General features: G+C 58.6%; 14 protein-coding genes. All 14 read right to left on the minus strand.

Annotated features, from left to right (window positions below):
* Positions 1-91: 91 nt before the first annotated feature.
* Positions 92-955, minus strand: coding sequence for a ribosome biogenesis GTPase YlqF (gene ylqF, locus QWJ34_RS13185; RefSeq protein ID WP_302728421.1), 864 nt, complete (start codon positions 953-955; stop codon positions 92-94).
* A gap of 64 nt (positions 956-1,019) precedes the next feature.
* On the minus strand, positions 1,020-1,646 hold the full coding sequence (gene lepB, locus QWJ34_RS13190) for a signal peptidase I (RefSeq protein ID WP_302728423.1): 627 nt from the start codon (positions 1,644-1,646) through the stop codon (positions 1,020-1,022).
* 229 nt (positions 1,647-1,875) lie between these two features.
* Positions 1,876-2,220 (minus strand): 50S ribosomal protein L19, encoded by a 345-nt coding sequence (gene rplS, locus QWJ34_RS13195; RefSeq protein WP_302728425.1) that lies wholly within the window; start codon positions 2,218-2,220, stop codon positions 1,876-1,878.
* A gap of 162 nt (positions 2,221-2,382) precedes the next feature.
* Positions 2,383-4,836 carry a TPM domain-containing protein gene (locus QWJ34_RS13200; protein ID WP_302728427.1) on the minus strand — a complete coding sequence of 818 codons (2,454 nt, stop codon included), beginning with the start codon at positions 4,834-4,836 and terminating at the stop codon, positions 2,383-2,385.
* A 295-nt stretch (positions 4,837-5,131) separates the two neighbouring features.
* Complete coding sequence (gene trmD / locus QWJ34_RS13205; protein WP_302728429.1) at positions 5,132-5,935, minus strand: tRNA (guanosine(37)-N1)-methyltransferase TrmD; 804 nt, start codon at positions 5,933-5,935, stop codon at positions 5,132-5,134.
* Positions 5,935-6,456 (minus strand): ribosome maturation factor RimM, encoded by a 522-nt coding sequence (rimM, locus tag QWJ34_RS13210; RefSeq protein WP_483314270.1) that lies wholly within the window; start codon positions 6,454-6,456, stop codon positions 5,935-5,937. Before rimM ends, trmD begins: the two co-directional genes overlap by 1 nt.
* A 205-nt stretch (positions 6,457-6,661) precedes the next feature.
* Positions 6,662-6,892 (minus strand): KH domain-containing protein, encoded by a 231-nt coding sequence (locus tag QWJ34_RS13215; RefSeq protein ID WP_302728432.1) that lies wholly within the window; start codon positions 6,890-6,892, stop codon positions 6,662-6,664.
* Positions 6,893-6,915: 23 nt separating this feature from the next.
* Positions 6,916-7,188 (minus strand): 30S ribosomal protein S16, encoded by a 273-nt coding sequence (gene rpsP / locus QWJ34_RS13220; protein ID WP_255941646.1) that lies wholly within the window; start codon positions 7,186-7,188, stop codon positions 6,916-6,918.
* Between the two features lie 80 nt (positions 7,189-7,268).
* The gene (gene ffh, locus QWJ34_RS13225; protein ID WP_302728435.1) at positions 7,269-8,648 is read right to left on the minus strand and encodes a signal recognition particle protein; all 1,380 of its coding nucleotides are present in this window, start codon (positions 8,646-8,648) and stop codon (positions 7,269-7,271) included.
* A gap of 118 nt (positions 8,649-8,766) precedes the next feature.
* On the minus strand, positions 8,767-9,123 hold the full coding sequence (gene ylxM, locus QWJ34_RS13230) for a YlxM family DNA-binding protein (RefSeq protein ID WP_302728437.1): 357 nt from the start codon (positions 9,121-9,123) through the stop codon (positions 8,767-8,769).
* A 330-nt stretch (positions 9,124-9,453) separates the two neighbouring features.
* Positions 9,454-10,095: a PAQR family membrane homeostasis protein TrhA gene (gene trhA, locus QWJ34_RS13235; protein ID WP_302728439.1), complete on the minus strand. Its 642-nt coding sequence runs from the start codon at positions 10,093-10,095 to the stop codon at positions 9,454-9,456.
* Positions 10,096-10,187: 92 nt separating this feature from the next.
* On the minus strand, positions 10,188-11,201 hold the full coding sequence (gene ftsY / locus QWJ34_RS13240; RefSeq protein ID WP_302728441.1) for a signal recognition particle-docking protein FtsY: 1,014 nt from the start codon (positions 11,199-11,201) through the stop codon (positions 10,188-10,190).
* Between the two features lie 81 nt (positions 11,202-11,282).
* Positions 11,283-14,852, minus strand: coding sequence for a chromosome segregation protein SMC (gene smc / locus QWJ34_RS13245; protein ID WP_302728443.1), 3,570 nt, complete (start codon positions 14,850-14,852; stop codon positions 11,283-11,285).
* A 126-nt stretch (positions 14,853-14,978) separates the two neighbouring features.
* Entirely contained in the window at positions 14,979-15,668 is a 690-nt protein-coding gene (gene rnc / locus QWJ34_RS13250) for a ribonuclease III (RefSeq protein WP_302728445.1), read from the minus strand.
* Positions 15,669-15,677: the final 9 nt, after the last annotated feature.

Raw genomic sequence — 15,677 nt, forward strand, 5'->3', positions numbered from 1 at the left:
TCCATCAAAAAAAGACCGCCGAAATCTCGGCGATCTCCCGCCGCGCTGCCTGCGCGGTCTGCTTGCGTAACGTATTGCTGCGATCCTGTGCTCAGAACGGTTCTTCCAGCGAGAAGCGCCCCATCTTGCCGGCGCGCAGATCGCGCAGGAACAGAATCGACGCTTTCTCCAGATCGACGCGTCCGCCGCTCATCAGGCAGCCGCGTTTGCGTCCGATATTTTCCATGATGCGCACGATCTCGTCCGCGTCGTCGAACACTTCCGGACGCCCGCCCAGTTCGTAGCGCTCCGACAAACGGCCCCAGTAATGCTCCGCGAAGTATTTGATCGCAAAAAACGTCACTTCCTCCACGTTGAGCACATCTTCTTTGATCGCGCCGGTAACGGCCAGCTTCATGCCGACGTTCTGGTCCTCGAACTTCGGCCACAGGATACCCGGCGTATCGAGCAGTTCCATCTCTTTGCCGACTTTGATCCACTGCTGGCCTTTGGTAACGCCCGGACGGTCTCCCGTTTCGGCGATGCTTTTGCCGGCCAGACGGTTGATTAGCGTCGACTTGCCCACATTCGGGATGCCGACGATCAAAGCCCGGATCGCGCGCGGATTCATGCCTTTGGCAATCTGCCGGTCGATCTTTTCTTTAAGCAGCAGCTTCGCCTGAAGCGGAATTTCTTTCATACCCCGGCCGCCCGACGAATCGGTTTCGATCGCCGTATGGCCTTCTTCGCGAAAATATTCGATCCACTTCTTCGTAAGCTCGGGATCGGCCAGATCCGACTTGTTGAGCAGGACGAGCCGCGGCTTGTCCTTGAGGATATCGCCGATCATCGGGTTGCGGCTGGACAGCGGAAGCCGGGCGTCGAGCAGTTCGATCGCCAGATCGATCAGGCTCAGCTTGGCTTCGATCTGACGCCGCGCTCTGGTCATGTGACCGGGAAACCACTGAATTGTCATAACGGTGTTTCACCTCTCCTTGCGGCCGCCCGCCGCAGCTGCGCGGGCCGGCCGGTCATGCCTGTTAATGATTGACGATATGCAGATCGCTAAACGGCCAGAATACCAGGTCGGCGCGGCCGGTAATGTCTCCGTAAGGAACGTAGCCGATCATCCGGCTGTCTTTGCTGTTGGGGCGGTTGTCGCCCATCACGAACACGTGTCCCGCCGGAACGGTGCCGTCCGGGAATTCCGTATTCGGGAAATTGGTGTCGTTGTTGTACGTGTAACCGTTGGCATGAGCCTGGTCGAGCGCGCTCTGGATATACGGTTCGCTGATTTCTTTCCCGTTGACCGTAACCACGTCGCCTTCCACGCTGACCGTATCGCCCGGCACCGCGATAACGCGCTTGATAAATTCTTTATTGTCCTCGGACGGAACTTTGAACACGATAACCTCGTCCTTTTTCGGCGGACGAATATCGAACAAAATTTTGTTGACGATTACTCGCTCATGCGTATGGAAATTAGGCTCCATCGACTGTCCGTCCACCATATAAGGCGCAAACAGCAGCCAGCGGATCACAAAGACCAGTACCAGGGCGATAGCGATGGCTTTGATCCACTCCAGCGTCTCGCTTTTCACTTTGTTTTTCGGGTTTTTGCGGTCGTTTTCAGGTTCCGCGGCGGGACGATTTACGTTTTCTTCCATAGCTTGCCCTCTCTCCTTACGCTTGTTGTCCAAACATCAGCATTTTGCAAAACCATCCGTCCGCGGCTCGATCGCGCCTACTGCGCAATGACCGCATCCTGCGCCGTCCGGTTTTGAGAAATGCTCATATTGACCGCGAGGCACCGCCTCCGGCTTGAGAATAAAACGAAAGGAGCTTGTTTCCAAGCTCCCCTTGTTTCGTCCGTTTGCGGCTTCCCCGAAAGGAAGATTAACGGCGAATTTCTTTAATTCTGGCTGCTTTACCGCGCAGTTCGCGCAGGTAGTACAGTTTGGCGCGACGTACCTTACCGTGACGCACCACTTCGATTTTGTCGATTTTAGGCGAGTTGATCGGGAACGTTCTTTCCACGCCTACGCCGTAAGAAATCTTACGAACGGTAAAGGTTTCGGCGATGCCGCCGCCTTTGCGCTTGATCACGACACCCTCGAACAACTGGATACGCTCGCGAGTTCCCTCGATAACCTTAACGTGCACTTTCAAAGTGTCGCCGGGACGGAAGCTCGGGATATCTTTGCGCAGTTGTTCTTCTGTCAGAGCTTGAATCAGATTCATGTTTGTTTCCTCCTTCCACACATGCGTTCATACGTCTTCTTCGGAAACTGTTTTCCGCCTCATCATCCGCAGAGGACCGCAAGATTACACAACGGATTGATTCTACCATGGAATATCATAAAAAGGCAAGCGGTTCGACGAATAAAATTCCGTTTGTTCTTTCTACCATTTCGACGAACCGGACGATCGGCCTCCGCCGCTTTTGCCGCCTCCCCAGGAAGAGCCGCCGCTCGAACGGCCGCCTCCCCAGCTGGAACCGCCGGAAGACCGGCCGCCTCCGGGACGCCCTCCCCCGAAACCGCCGCCAAACCCGCCTCCGAAGCCTCCGCCGGGTCCGCCGCCCGTGCGCCGGCTGTTGGCCCGCTGCACGGCGCGCCGGTAATCGCGTTCCATCTCGTCCAGCACCTGGCGCCCGTAAGCCGCCTGGGCCAGCGCTTCTTCGAATCGGCCGATCGCGATCAGACGCCGCGCTTCCGCTTCGAATTCCCCGTAACGGTTCGCATAAGGACGCGTTTGCAGATATCCGCGGTAAGACTGCTCGCGGCCGACGAAGTCGCCGCTCAGCCCGCTGAGCTGGCTCAGCGCCTGGTCGCGCCGCTCCTGCAGCTCCCGGACATGCTGCGCGAAGTCCGCCGCGTTCCGCTCGTAAGCGGCCAGCAGCGGCTCCGCGCTCAACAGATCGGCCGGCTGGCGCCGAAGATCCGCCAGCACCGCCGCACCTTCGCCTTCGGCGTTGATCAGCGCCCGGTCGTATTCGGGCATCGTCACGCCGAGCGCACGGTACGACGCGCCGGCCTGGCGGAACACGCTGCGCGCGCCTTCGTAGCGCTGCTCGGCCGCGCTGCGCTGCGCGTCCAGTTCACCCGCATACGCGAGCGCTTCGCGCATATGCTCCCGGGCCGACGACGCCAGCTTGTCGGTGCGGTCGCTTTTCTCGCGCGCCGCTTTGTAATATTGAACCTGCGGATTGAGCGCCGACCGGATCTCCGGCAGCAGCCGGTTTACTTCTTCGGCGGCTTTGCCGATCTCGGCATAGCGTTCGCGCTGCGCGGAGAGATGCGACTCCGCGTAGCGGCCGCGCAGTTCGCCGAGCTCCTGCTCGTAGCGCGGCTTGAATGCTTCGATCTCGCCCAGCAGCGTTTCGGCATCGCGCAGCGATTCGGCGGACGTGCGCCGGCTGTCCAGGCGTCTGCGCACGATATCTTTCGCTTCCGCGATCCGGTCTTCGATTCCCTGCGCGCATTCTTGCGCCGCCGGCACGTCGCCGGCTTGAATCAGCCCGTTCAAACGCTGCGTCTCGGCGCCTGCGTCGCTGAGCACCCGGAACGGATCTTCTTCGGTCAGCAGCAGTCCTTCCCGTTCGACTACCGGACGCAGCTCGCGCTCCGCGGCCACGATCCTGCCCGGCCAGTCGGCCGCATCGGCCGCGAGCCGCCGCAGCGCTTCGATATTCGCGGAGATCGTTTTCAACCGCTCCAGCGCCTGCTCGGCCGGCGCGGACGCCTGGATCACGTCGAACTCGTCCAGTCCGTCCGCCCGTTCGAACAAAGCCGCCGCGGCGTCGAACTCTTTTTGCAGCGAATCGAGCGGATATCCCGTTTCTTCGCGCAGCTTCCCGAGCGCCTGGCGCGTCTCCTCGGCCAGCGTCCGCGCTTCGCTTACGCGCCGGCGCACATCGGCAAAGCTGGCCGAAACCGACTCGTAGCGGCCGCTCAGCGCGTCTACGCGGCCTCCCCAGTCTTCCGTTTCTCTAGTCAGCGTATCAAGTTCTTTGCGCTTGGCGCCGGACGCGAACGCCCCGATCCGGAATCCATCGAGCCGCGCCGTCAGTTCGCCGCCCGATTGATGCAGCCCGACGGCTTCTTTGCTGATGCTTTCGGCTTCTTTCAGCGTTTCGCCCTGCACAAAGCCCATCTCCACCTCGCGGAACAGATCCGATACCATGATGCCGTCCACTTTGGCCGACCAGTCTTTTTGCCGGCTTTTCAGCTCCTGCGCCCGCTTCTTGACGCGCGAACCGGCTCTGAACGTGCTGACCAGCACATAAAGCGCGACGCCCAACACGGCCAGCCCCAGCAGCGCGTACAGCCAGCCGCCGCCAAACGATCCGCTTTGCGACCTGCCGTCCGACACCAGTCCGGATCCGGAAGACGAAGCAGCCCCGGCGGAGCCGCTGTTGACGTACTCGCCCACCGCCAGCGCTCCGGCCGCCGGACCTTCGCTCGACGCGGCCGGCACGAAGGCGCGGTCGAGAATATTCTGGGCGTCGCCGAGCGCCGCATTGTCCAACTCCAGATGCGCGGTGTTCGGATTCGTCACGATCAGCAGCAGCAGTTCGTTCCGGTCCAGGTTCCAGTTCTCGTAAGTCCGGGCGGAGAGCCGCGCGGCTTCGCTGTCGCTCATGCCGGTTTCCGTCAATACGTATACGGTATACGTTCCGCTTGAAAGCTCCCGCTCCAGCCGGTCGATCTCGCTCCGGCTGAACAGTCCCGCTTCATCCGTTACGATCCCGCTGCGCTGCGGGCTGGACGCCGTCGCCGCAGGCACGGCCGCCGCAAACAGCAGCAGCACGGCAAACAGCAGCGGCATAATCGCTCTTATCTTCCTGCCTTTCATATGCATCCTCCATTCTTCTTTCCGCTGCCGGCGGCTGCGCCGGCTTCCCTCTCTCACCTATGTAACCTTACCGTCTCCGGTTGTCCCTTCCAGTTTAGCATTTTCCGATAAAAAAGAATAAAAGCCGTTTACCGATCGACGGCGATTCGGTCGTCCGCGCGACTTCCGGCAGTATCGAGATCACCCGTTAACGCGCCGATCGTTTGCGTTCAAAGCAGAAAAACCCCGTGAATTCCGTTCAGGAAATTCACGGGGTTTCTTTTATATCACGAACGCTTATCTATTTGTTTGCGATTTATTCGCTTTTCTCCCGTTCGCTCCGCTCCTCTTCTTCACGCTTCAATTCTTCCAGCCACTTCAGCTCCTGCTTGTTCAACTCCAGCTTTACAAGCAGATCCGGCCGGCGCTGGAGCGTCCGGCGCAGCGATTCGCGGCGGCGCCACGCTTCGATATTCGCATGATGTCCGGACATTAGAATATCCGGTACTTTCATGCCGCGAAATTCGGTCGGACGCGTGTAGTGCGGATATTCCAGCAGCCCCGTGCTGAACGAATCGGTCACGGCGCTGCTTTCGTTGCCGAGCACGCCCGGCAGCAGCCGGACCGTGCTGTCGATCATGACCATCGCCGGCAGCTCGCCGCCGGTCAGCACATAGTCTCCGATCGAAATCTCGTCGGTGACGAGTCCGGTACGGATACGCTCGTCGTATCCTTCGTAATGCCCGCAGATAAAGATCAGATGATCTTCGCGCGAGAATTCTTCCGCTTTGCGCTGCGTAAACGTTTCGCCCTGCGGACACAGCAGCACGATGCGCGGCTTCGAAGACTCGCCGCTTCCGGGCGCCGCCTCTGCGCTTTCCGATTCCTTTTTGCGCAGCAGGTCTTCGACCGCCGCATAGATCGGCTCGGCTTTCAGCACCATGCCTCCGCCCCCGCCGTAAGGCGTATCGTCGACCTGTCCGTGCTTGTTGTTGGCGTAATCGCGAAAATTGACCGCCGACAGCGACACAATTCCGCGGTCACGCGCTTTGCCGAGGATGCTGGCGCCGAATACGCCTTCGAACATTTCCGGAAACAAAGTCAGCACGTCGATCCGCATCAGTCGAGCAGTCCTTCCATCACTTCGATGCGAACGACTTTCTTCTGCACATCGACGTCTTTGACGATATCTTCGATAAACGGAATCAGCAGCTCTTTGCCACCTTTTCCTTTGACGACCCATACATCGTTGGCGCCCGGCGTCAGGATATCTTTGACGATGCCCAATTCTTGGCCGTGCTCGTCCAGAACGGCGCAGCCGATAATCTCGTGGAAATAATAAGCGTTCTCTTCGGCTTCGACCGCTTCTTTTTTCGGCACTTTGACGTCCCAGCCTTTATACTTCTCGACCTGGTTGATATTGTCGTAACCGTCCAGCTTGACGATATAGACGTTTTTCTGTTCGCGGGCGGCGATCACTTTCACCTTGAGCGGAGAGCCTCCCTCCGGCTCGATCAGCAGCAGTTCTTTGCCGGCGGCAAAGCGCATCTCGGGGAAATCGGTATACGGAAAAATTTTCAATTCTCCCCGTATGCCGTGCGTATTCGCCACTTTGCCCACGCTCAAAAAGTTCGATTCGATCTTCGAATTCATGATTGCGTTCCTACCTCTCTATCTAAAATCGTTTTATCTTCAAATTCGTTTGAATCGCAGTCTTGACTACGTACGAAAAGGGGCTAGGAAGACAATCTCCTAACCCCTTTTCGTATATCTTTAAGACCGGAAAGCGTCGATGCGCGAAACGTGCCAAACAAGTTCGACCCGCCGCGCACGAAGCCTTTCCCTTTTAAGACTGGATATCCACGGTAACCCGCTTGTCCAGTTTGACTGCTGCCGACGTCACGACCGTACGCAGCGCCTTGGCGATCCGTCCCTGCTTCCCGATGATCTTGCCTACGTCGTCGGGATGCACGGAGAGTTCGTATACGACCAGGGACTCTTTCTCTACGGTACGGACCGTGACGTCTTCCGGATGATCGACCAGAGCTTTTGCGATAACCGCTACTAACTGTTCCACGTCAACCCCTCCGAGTCACTGTCTTATTTTTGCAGTTTGGCTTCATGGAATTTCTTCATGATGCCGGCTTTGCTCAGCAGGTTGCGAACGGTATCGGACGCTTGCGCGCCGGTTTGCAGCCAAGCCAAAGCTTTTTCTTCGTTGATGTTTACTACTTGCGGTTCAGCGACCGGGTTGTAGTAACCAATCTCCTCGATAAAGCGTCCATCACGCGGGGAACGGGAATCCGAAACCACGATACGATAGAAAGGCGCTTTATGCGCACCCATACGCTTCAGACGAATGCGAGTTGCCACGAAAATCACCTCCTTCAAGAAATAAACGGCTTTAAATGCCGTGTCGGCTGTTAGCCTTTATGGAAATGTTCCTTCTCCGCTCAGCGGAACGGGAAACGCATGCCCTTGCTCATTTTTTGCATCTGCTTCATCGCTTTGTTTTTGCCGCCGCCTTTGGGGTCCATCATGCCCGACAGCTGCTTCATCATTTTCTTCATCTCGTCGAACTGCTTGATAAGGCGGTTGACTTCCGAAAGCGACGTGCCGCTGCCTACCGCGATGCGCTTGCGCCGGCTATAGTTGATAATATCCGGCGTTTGCTTCTCGGCGCTGGTCATCGAATGCACGATCGCTTCGATCCGGCCGACCTGCTTGTCGTCGACTTTCAAATCGGTCTTCTGCTTCATCTTGTTCATGCCCGGGATCATATCCATGATCTGATCCAGCGGACCGAGCTGCTTGACCTGTTCCATCTGCTCCAGGAAATCGTCGAAAGTGAATTCGGCGTTGCGCATCTTGCGCTCCATTTCCTTCGCTTTGTTCTCGTCGATACCGGCCTGCGCTTTCTCGATCAGCGACAGCATGTCGCCCATGCCGAGAATACGCGACGCCATCCGTTCCGGGTGGAACGGCTCCAGCGCGTCCAGCTTCTCGCCGAGCGAGATAAACTTGATCGGACAGCCGGTTACGGCTTTGACCGACAGCGCCGCGCCGCCGCGGGTATCCCCGTCGAGCTTGGTCAGCACGACCCCGGTCAGCGACAGCTGCTCGTTGAAGCTCTGCGCGACATTGACCGCGTCCTGACCGGTCATGGCGTCCACGACCAGCAGCACTTCGTCCGGTTTGGTTTCCGTATGGATCTGCTTGAGCTCGTCCATCAGCTGCTCGTCGATATGCAGGCGGCCCGCCGTATCGATAATCACGTAGTCGTGGCCTTTGTCTTTCGCCATCTGCAGACCCTGACGGGCGATCTCGACCGGGCTGACCTGGTCGCCGAGCGAGAACACGGGAACATTGATCTGTTCGCCGAGCACCTGGAGCTGCTTGATCGCCGCCGGACGATAAATATCGCCCGCCAGCAGCAGCGGCCGGCTGCCCTGCTTCTGAAGCATCTTGGCAAGTTTGCCGGTCGTGGTCGTTTTGCCCGCGCCCTGCAGACCCGCCATCATGATGACGGTCGGCGGCCGATTGTTCTTGTTCAGCTTCGACTGCGTGCCGCCCATCAGATCGGTCAATTCTTTGTTGACGATATCGATAATGACCATACCCGGCGTAAAGCTTTCGGAGACTTCTTTGCCAAGCGCTTTTTCTTTGACCTTGGCGACGAAGTCTTTCACGACTTTGAAGTTGACGTCGGCTTCCAGCAGCGCCAGGCGCACTTCGCGCATCGCGTCGTTCACGTCTTCTTCCGAGACTTTGCCTTTGCCCCGCAGCTTGCCGAACACGTTCTGCAGCCTGGTTGTCAATCCTTCGAATGCCATCGTTTCACCCCCGTCTCACCCTTGATCTGTATCGTTTCTCTTCTATTATATATCGTCTATATATCGTCTTCCCTTATATATCGAACTTACCGCTGCGACCTCCGCGCAATCCGCCCGCTTATTCCAGCGACTGCAGTTTGTCCGCGATCCGGCCGAGTTCCTGCCGCGTGTCTTCCGGCAGCGTCTCGCTCGACGCCATCGTTTCAAGCACGCGAATTTCCTGCATTCGGCTTTCGTGCCGCTGCAGCAGGGCCAGCTTGGCTTCGTAATTCTCCAATGTCTGCTCCGCCCGTTTGATATGTTCGTACACCGCCTGGCGGCTGATTTCGAATTCCGCCGCGATCTCGCCGAGCGAGAAATCGTCGTGGAAATAATACTTCAGAAATGTCTGCTGCTTCTCCGTCAGGAGCCGCTCGTAAAACGCGAACAGCAGGTTGATCCGGTTCGTCTTTTCCAGACGGCTTTCCTGAGTCATCCGGAACGCTCCTCTCGTCAAGGGAAAACACTTTACACATCAATCAACGTTCCCTATCATACCGAATACACGGGGAGATGTCAAGCGTTTGTGCTTAACATGTGGAGGTGTTTTCGGAAAAAATTTTAAGGGCGGTTTTTTTAGCGTCCGGCCCTCCCCGAGCGCTGACTTCCTTAATTCGATTGGAATCTGCTTTGAAGATTTTATTCGAAGAAACGGCCTTCCCAAATTCGATTGAAATCGCTCCCGTGTACGAAAAGAAAGCCGGTTGAACCGTCCGGCTTTCTTTGTCGGTCTATTGGAAGTCGCTTTGGGGATTCTGGGAAGGCTTTAAGGAAGCAGGTACATCAAAATGCAGAAAAAGTGTAGGATACTCCCCGCCAGCACGAACAAATGCCAGATGGCATGATGGTAAGGAAAAGCCCGCCAGACGTAGAAGATCGTGCCCACGGTATACATCAGGCCGCCGGCTACGAGCAGGTGGATGCCTTCGGCGGGAACGGCAGCGGTCAGCGCGCCCCAGGCCAGTACGATCAGCCAGCCCATCAGCAGATAGAACAGCGTGGACATAAACAGAAACTTTTTGACGAAAAACGCTTTGAATACGACACCGCCGATCGCGATGCCCCAGACCAGTCCGAACAAAGTCCAACCGAGCGGTCCGCGAACCGCGGTCAGCATAAACGGCGTGTACGTACCGGCAATAAACACATAGATGGAGGAATGGTCCATAAACTCGAAAAAGTCTTTGACCTTCCCCTCCCGGAAACTGTGCACCAGCGTCGAGTTCATATACAGCAGCAGCATGGTCACTCCGTAAACGGTGAAACTGACGACATGCCATGCGCTGCCTTTGAGACTGGCGAAAACGATCAGCAGCACGAGCGCCGCGATGCTGAGCGCGGCTCCGACGCCGTGCGTAACCGCGTTGGCGACTTCTTCCCGGCGGGAATACGTATGCGTGTTGGCCATATGGAGCATTCCTCCCTTTCTGTTTGCGACATGACAAACTTCATGCCTCGATTATAACCGCTGTCGAGCCGCGGCGCCACTTTGCGCCGGGGTTATTCCGGCTGCTGAACCTCGCCGTTTTCGTCGACCAGCTCTTCGTCGATCAGTCCGGCGAACAGCGCGTGCACGAACTGCTCCGAATCGAATTCCTGCAAATCTTCCATCTTCTCGCCCAGGCCGACCAGTTTGACCGGGATATTCAATTCCTGGCGGATCGCCACGACGATGCCGCCTTTGGCCGTGCCGTCGAGCTTGGTCAGCACAAGGCCGGTTACGCCGCTTTTCTCGCCGAACAATTTGGCCTGGCTGAGCGCGTTCTGGCCCGTCGTCGCGTCGAGCACCATCAGCACTTCGTGCGGAGCGCCGGGAATCTCGCGCTGGATCACGCGGAAGATCTTGTTCAGTTCGTCCATCAGGTTGCTTTTGTTCTGGAGACGGCCCGCCGTATCGCAAATCAGCACGTCGGCGCGGCGCTGCTTCGCGGCCTGCACAGCGTCGTACATCACGGCCGCCGGGTCGGAACCCGCCTGCTGCTTGATGACTTCAACGCCTGTACGGTTCCCCCAGACTTCAAGCTGTTCGATCGCTCCGGCGCGGAATGTATCGCCGGCCGCGAGCAGCACTTTTTTGCCTTCGTTTTTGAATTTGTGCGCAAGCTTCCCGATCGTCGTCGTTTTGCCGACGCCGTTGACGCCGACGAACAAGATCACGGTGATGCCGTCCGGGTTCGTCTTGAGCGCATTGTCTTCTTCGCCGCGCAGCAGTTCGACCAGCTTCTCGGACAATACCGGACGCAGTTCGCTCGCGTCGCTCAAGCGGCGTTTTTTCACTTCCGCGCGCAGATCTTCGACCAGCTCCATGACGGTATTGACCCCGACATCGGCGCCGATCAGAATCTCTTCCAGCTCTTCGTAAAACTCTTCGTCGATCTTGCGGCGGCGGACCATCAGGTTCGAGACGCGCTCCACGAATCCTTTGCGCGTTTTCTCCAGTCCGTCTTTAAATTGTTTGGTGACCGAATCGGTCTTGCCCGCGATGCTGTCTTTCAGCTTTCGAAAAAAGCTCATGCTCGATCTTGCCTCCAGTCGTGGATTCGAATAATATAAGATCTCGCTCCGGCTGTCCGCCGGAACGCTGCCTTGCCGCAATCAGGCGATACCGATCTCCTCGTCTTCCAGCTTTACGGAAACCAGCTTGGATACGCCGCCTTCTTCCATTGTGACGCCGTACAGCACATCCGCTTCTTCCATCGTGCCTTTGCGGTGCGTGACGACGATAAACTGCGTTTGTTCCGCGAATTCCCGCAGATACTGCGCAAACCGCGTTACATTCGATTCGTCCAGCGCCGCTTCGACTTCGTCCAGCACGCAGAACGGAACCGGCTTGACGTGCAGAATCGCGAATAGCAGCGCCATCGCCGTCAGCGCGCGCTCGCCGCCAGACAGCAGCTGCAGGTTTTGCAGCTTTTTGCCCGGAGGCTGGGCGACGATATCGATCCCCGTTTCCAGCATATTGTCCGGATCGAGCAGGACGAGGTCGGCGCGGCCTCCGCCGAACAGCTTCGAGAATACGCTGCCGAACTGGCGGCGGATACTGTCGAACGTCGTTTTGAACCGTTTGGACATCTCCTCGTCCATCTCTCGGATCACGAGATACAGCTGCGCTTTGGCTTCCATCAGATCGTTTTTCTGTTCGCTCAGGAAGTTGTAGCGCTCGCTGACCCGCTCGTATTCTTCGATCGCGCCCAGATTGACCTCGCCCAGCAGCGCGATTCCGCGCTTGATCTCGCGCACGTCCAGGCGCGCCGCTTCCGGGTCTTCCGGCAGTTCGTAGCGCTGCTGCGCCAGCTCGTAGCCGATGCCGTATTCCTCCGTCAGCTTTTGCAGCGTGTTTTCCAGCTCCACATCGAGCCGGGTCGCCTGGATCTCCGTATGGCGGATACTTTCCTCGACCGTTTTGAGTTCGCCGCGATGCTTGTGCGTTTCGCTTTCGCGCTCCTGCAGGTTGCGCTGGCGTTCGGTCCGCTCCAGCCGCTTCTCGTCCAAAGTCTCCTGCGTGCCGCTTTTGAGTTCTTTGGCTTCTTTCAGTTCGCGCACATGGTCTTCGGCGTCTTTGATATTCGCCGCAAGCTCCGCTTCCGCGCCGCGCAGCATTTTGCGGCGGTCGGCAAGCTGGCCGGAGAACGTGCCGTTTTCTTCGCCGAGGCGGCTCAGCCGTTCTTCGAGCGAAGCCGTTTCCTGGCCGAGCCGGCTTTCCTGCACGCGCAGCTCGGTCAGATGCCCTTGCAGTTCTTCCTTCGCGGATTCGCCCGCTTTGCGCGCGAATTCGGCCGCGGCGATCGCCTGGCGGTTCGCCGCTTCCTCGGCTTCCAGCTCTTTGAGCCGCCGCTCGGCTTTTTGGCGGGTTTCGCCCGCGCTTTCCAGCTCCTCGGCATAGCCGGAGCGCTCTTCGCCGTGCAGCGCGAACTGCTCGTTGACGTGCCGCAGCCCGTGCCGGGTCTGCTTGAGCTCGCCGTCCAGCCGCTGCTCTTCGGCGCGCAGCGAATCGCCGCGCTCGCGCAGCTCGCCCAGCCGGACTTCGCTTTGGCCGGCCTGCTCGCCGTTTTCGCGTTCTTCGCGCGATAGCCGCGATATCTCGCGTTCGCTTTCTTTGATCTCGCGGTCCAGCTGTTCCAGCGCTCGCTTGCGCCCGAGCAGGCTGCCGCCGCGCCGGTTCTGGCTGCCGCCGGTCATGGAGCCGCCGGCGTTGACCAGGTCGCCGTCCAGCGTGACTACGCGGTAACGGTAATTCAACCGGGACGCGATGCCGTTCGCGTCCTCCAGATGCTCGGCGACGACCAGGCCGCCGAGCAGACTTCCGACGATGCCGCCGTAGCGCTCGTCGGCCTGCACCAGTTCGGCGCCGATGCCGACGAATCCCTGCGCGCCGCTCGCGGCGCGCTTGTCGCTCTCCGACATATGGCGGGGGCGGATCACGTCGAGCGGCAGGAAGGTCGCGCGCCCGAGCTGCCGCTGCTTCAGATAGCCGATCGCTTTGCGCGATAAGGCTTCGTTCTCCATGACGATATGCTGGAGCGAAGCGCCCAGCGCCGTCTCGATCGCCGTTTCCACCTGCTGCGGAACGGTGATCAGTTCCGCGACCGCGCCGTGCACGCCTTCGAGCTGGCGGCTGCGCGAAGCGCGCAGCACTTCTTTGACGCCGGCCATAAAGCCTTCGAAGTCTTCCTGCATCTCTTTCATCGTATCGCGGCGCGACACGAGCGCTTCGCGCTTTTGTTCCCATTTGCGCGCGGAAGACGAGCTGTCGGACGCTTTTTTTTGCAGCGCGTGCAGCTTCTCGCTTTCTTCGATATACGAGCGGCGCAGCGCGGCGATATCGCGCGACGCTTGTTCAAGCGCCGACTGGCGTTCGCTCTGCTCGCGCTCCAACTTTTCTTTCTCCGCTTCCCAGCGGCCGGATTCTTCGTCGACGCGGTTCATCCGCCGCATCACGCCTTCTTTTTGCTGGTCCGCGTAGCGGATCTCGTTGCGCGTTTGCGCCATTTTGTTCATGAGCTCCAGCAGGTCGCCTTTGAGCTTTTCTTCCTGCTCGTGGCTGATGCCTTCGGTTACGCCGGTCAGCTTGGCCTGCTCCGCCGACAATTCGGCGCGCAGCAGTTCCAGATCGGCTTTGGCCGCGTTCAGCCGGCTTTGCACGAAAGCCGCTTCCTGCTTGCGCTGGTCGAAGCGTTCGCCGTCGCTTTCGATCGCGGCTTTGAGCTGCTCTCTCGATTGCTCGAGATTGCGGCGGCGCTCCTCCAGCAGCTTGGCGTAGCCTTCCGACTTCTCCGACAGCTCGCTGTAGCGGAGCAGCCGGCTTTGCAGTTCTTCGATCTCGTCTTCGACCGCCCGCAGCGCCTGACGGTCGCTGTCGAGCTTGCGGTCGTGCGCTTCGACGATTTCCGCCAGCGCGGAGCGCTGCTCTTCCAGCCCGGCCAGCTTGTTCGAAGCTTCGGTCCAGGCCCGGTGAATCTCCCCGATCTGATAGACGAACAGCGCGATTTCCTTGTCTTTAAGTTCTTCTTTCAACGTCTTGTAGCGCTGCGCTTTCTCCGCCTGCTGCTTGAGCGGCCCGATCTGGTCTTCCAGCTCGGTGACCAGGTCGTGGATGCGCAGCAGATTCTGCTCGGTGTCGGCCAGCTTGCGGTTCGCTTCTTTTTTGCGGGATTTATATTTGACGATGCCGGACGCTTCTTCGAAAATGCCTCTGCGGTCCTCGGAACGGGTGCTCAGGATCTCTTCGATCCGCCCCTGCCCGATAATCGAATAGGCTTCTTTGCCGATGCCCGTATCCATAAACAGTTCCGTAATATCTTTCAGCCGGCACGGCTGGCGGTTGATCAGGTATTCGCTGTCTCCGCTGCGGTGAACGCGCCTCGTGACGGTCACTTCGCCGAAATCGAGCGCGAGCACATGATCGGTGTTGTCGAGCGTCAGCGATACTTCGCCGTAATTGACCGCTTTGCGGGCGTCGCTGCCCGCGAAGATGATGTCTTCCATTTTGCCGCCGCGCAGACTTTTGGCGCTCTGTTCCCCCAGAACCCAGCGAATGCCGTCGGAAATATTGCTTTTGCCGCTTCCGTTCGGACCGACGACCGCGGTAATGCCGCGGACGAATTCCATTTCCGTTTTGTCGGCGAACGATTTGAATCCGGCGAGTTCGATCCGTTTCAGATACATGACCGGAGCTCACCTCCCCCGTTTAATGTGGTGTCTTCTTACAACGAAAAGAGCAAAAAGCGGCACAGGCAGATTCGGACAGAACCGATTGAAGCTTGCGGCCGCTCTTTGCTCTTTACTTGTAGCTTACAGTTTCAGCGTTTCCAGCGCCGCAGCCGCGGCCTGCTGCTCCGCTTCTTTCTTGGAACGGCCGGTTCCGCGGCCCAGGCTGCGCTCGCCCATATACACTTCGGATACGAATTCGCGCTCGTGCGCGGGCCCGCGCTCCTCGACGATCCGGTACTCGAGCACGCCCAGATTGTGATGCTGGGTCAGTTCCTGAAGCTCCGTTTTGAAATCGCTCATTTGCAGCTTGCCATCCCAGGCGACCTGCGGGAAGACGTAACGCTCCAGGAAAAAGCGCACCGGCTCCAGGCCCTGGTCGAGATACAGCGCGCCGACAAACGATTCGAACACATCGGCGAGCAGAGCCGGACGGCTGCGGCCGCCCGTCAGTTCTTCGCCTTTGCCGAGCAGCACGTAGGCGCCGAAATTCAGCGATTCCGCAAACTTGACCAGCGAAGGCTCGCACACGATCGCCGCGCGCAGCTTGGTCAGCTCGCCTTCCGGACGGCCGGGAAAACGGTTGTAGAGAAATTCCGACACTGTCAGCTCCAGGACCGCGTCGCCCAGAAATTCGAGCCGCTCATTGTCATGATGCTGACTGAACCGGTGTTCGTTGACATACGACGCATGCGTAAAAGCCTGCTTTAGCAGAGGCTTGTCCGCAAACTGGATTCCTAGTTTCTGCTGAAGTTGTTTCAGATCTCCGCTCAACGTTCCGGC

Origin of the sequence: Saccharibacillus sp. CPCC 101409 (genome assembly GCF_030518235.1) — a bacterium.
In the GTDB taxonomy this organism is placed as follows: Bacteria; Bacillota; Bacilli; order Paenibacillales; family Paenibacillaceae; genus Saccharibacillus.

Excerpts from the sequence above, each read along its gene's own strand:
- ylqF (WP_302728421.1), bottom strand. The coding sequence starts at position 955 with ATGACAATTCAGTGGTTTCCCGGTCACATGACCAGAGCGCGGCGTCAG.
- lepB (WP_302728423.1), bottom strand. The coding sequence starts at position 1,646 with ATGGAAGAAAACGTAAATCGTCCCGCCGCGGAACCTGAAAACGACCGC.
- rplS (WP_302728425.1), bottom strand. The coding sequence starts at position 2,220 with ATGAATCTGATTCAAGCTCTGACAGAAGAACAACTGCGCAAAGATATC.
- QWJ34_RS13200 (WP_302728427.1), bottom strand. The coding sequence starts at position 4,836 with ATGAAAGGCAGGAAGATAAGAGCGATTATGCCGCTGCTGTTTGCCGTG.
- trmD (WP_302728429.1), bottom strand. The coding sequence starts at position 5,935 with ATGCGGATCGACGTGCTGACTTTGTTTCCGGAAATGTTCGAAGGCGTA.
- ffh (WP_302728435.1), bottom strand. The coding sequence starts at position 8,648 with ATGGCATTCGAAGGATTGACAACCAGGCTGCAGAACGTGTTCGGCAAG.
- ylxM (WP_302728437.1), bottom strand. The coding sequence starts at position 9,123 with ATGACTCAGGAAAGCCGTCTGGAAAAGACGAACCGGATCAACCTGCTG.
- trhA (WP_302728439.1), bottom strand. The coding sequence starts at position 10,095 with ATGGCCAACACGCATACGTATTCCCGCCGGGAAGAAGTCGCCAACGCG.
- ftsY (WP_302728441.1), bottom strand. The coding sequence starts at position 11,201 with ATGAGCTTTTTTCGAAAGCTGAAAGACAGCATCGCGGGCAAGACCGAT.
- smc (WP_302728443.1), bottom strand. The coding sequence starts at position 14,852 with ATGTATCTGAAACGGATCGAACTCGCCGGATTCAAATCGTTCGCCGAC.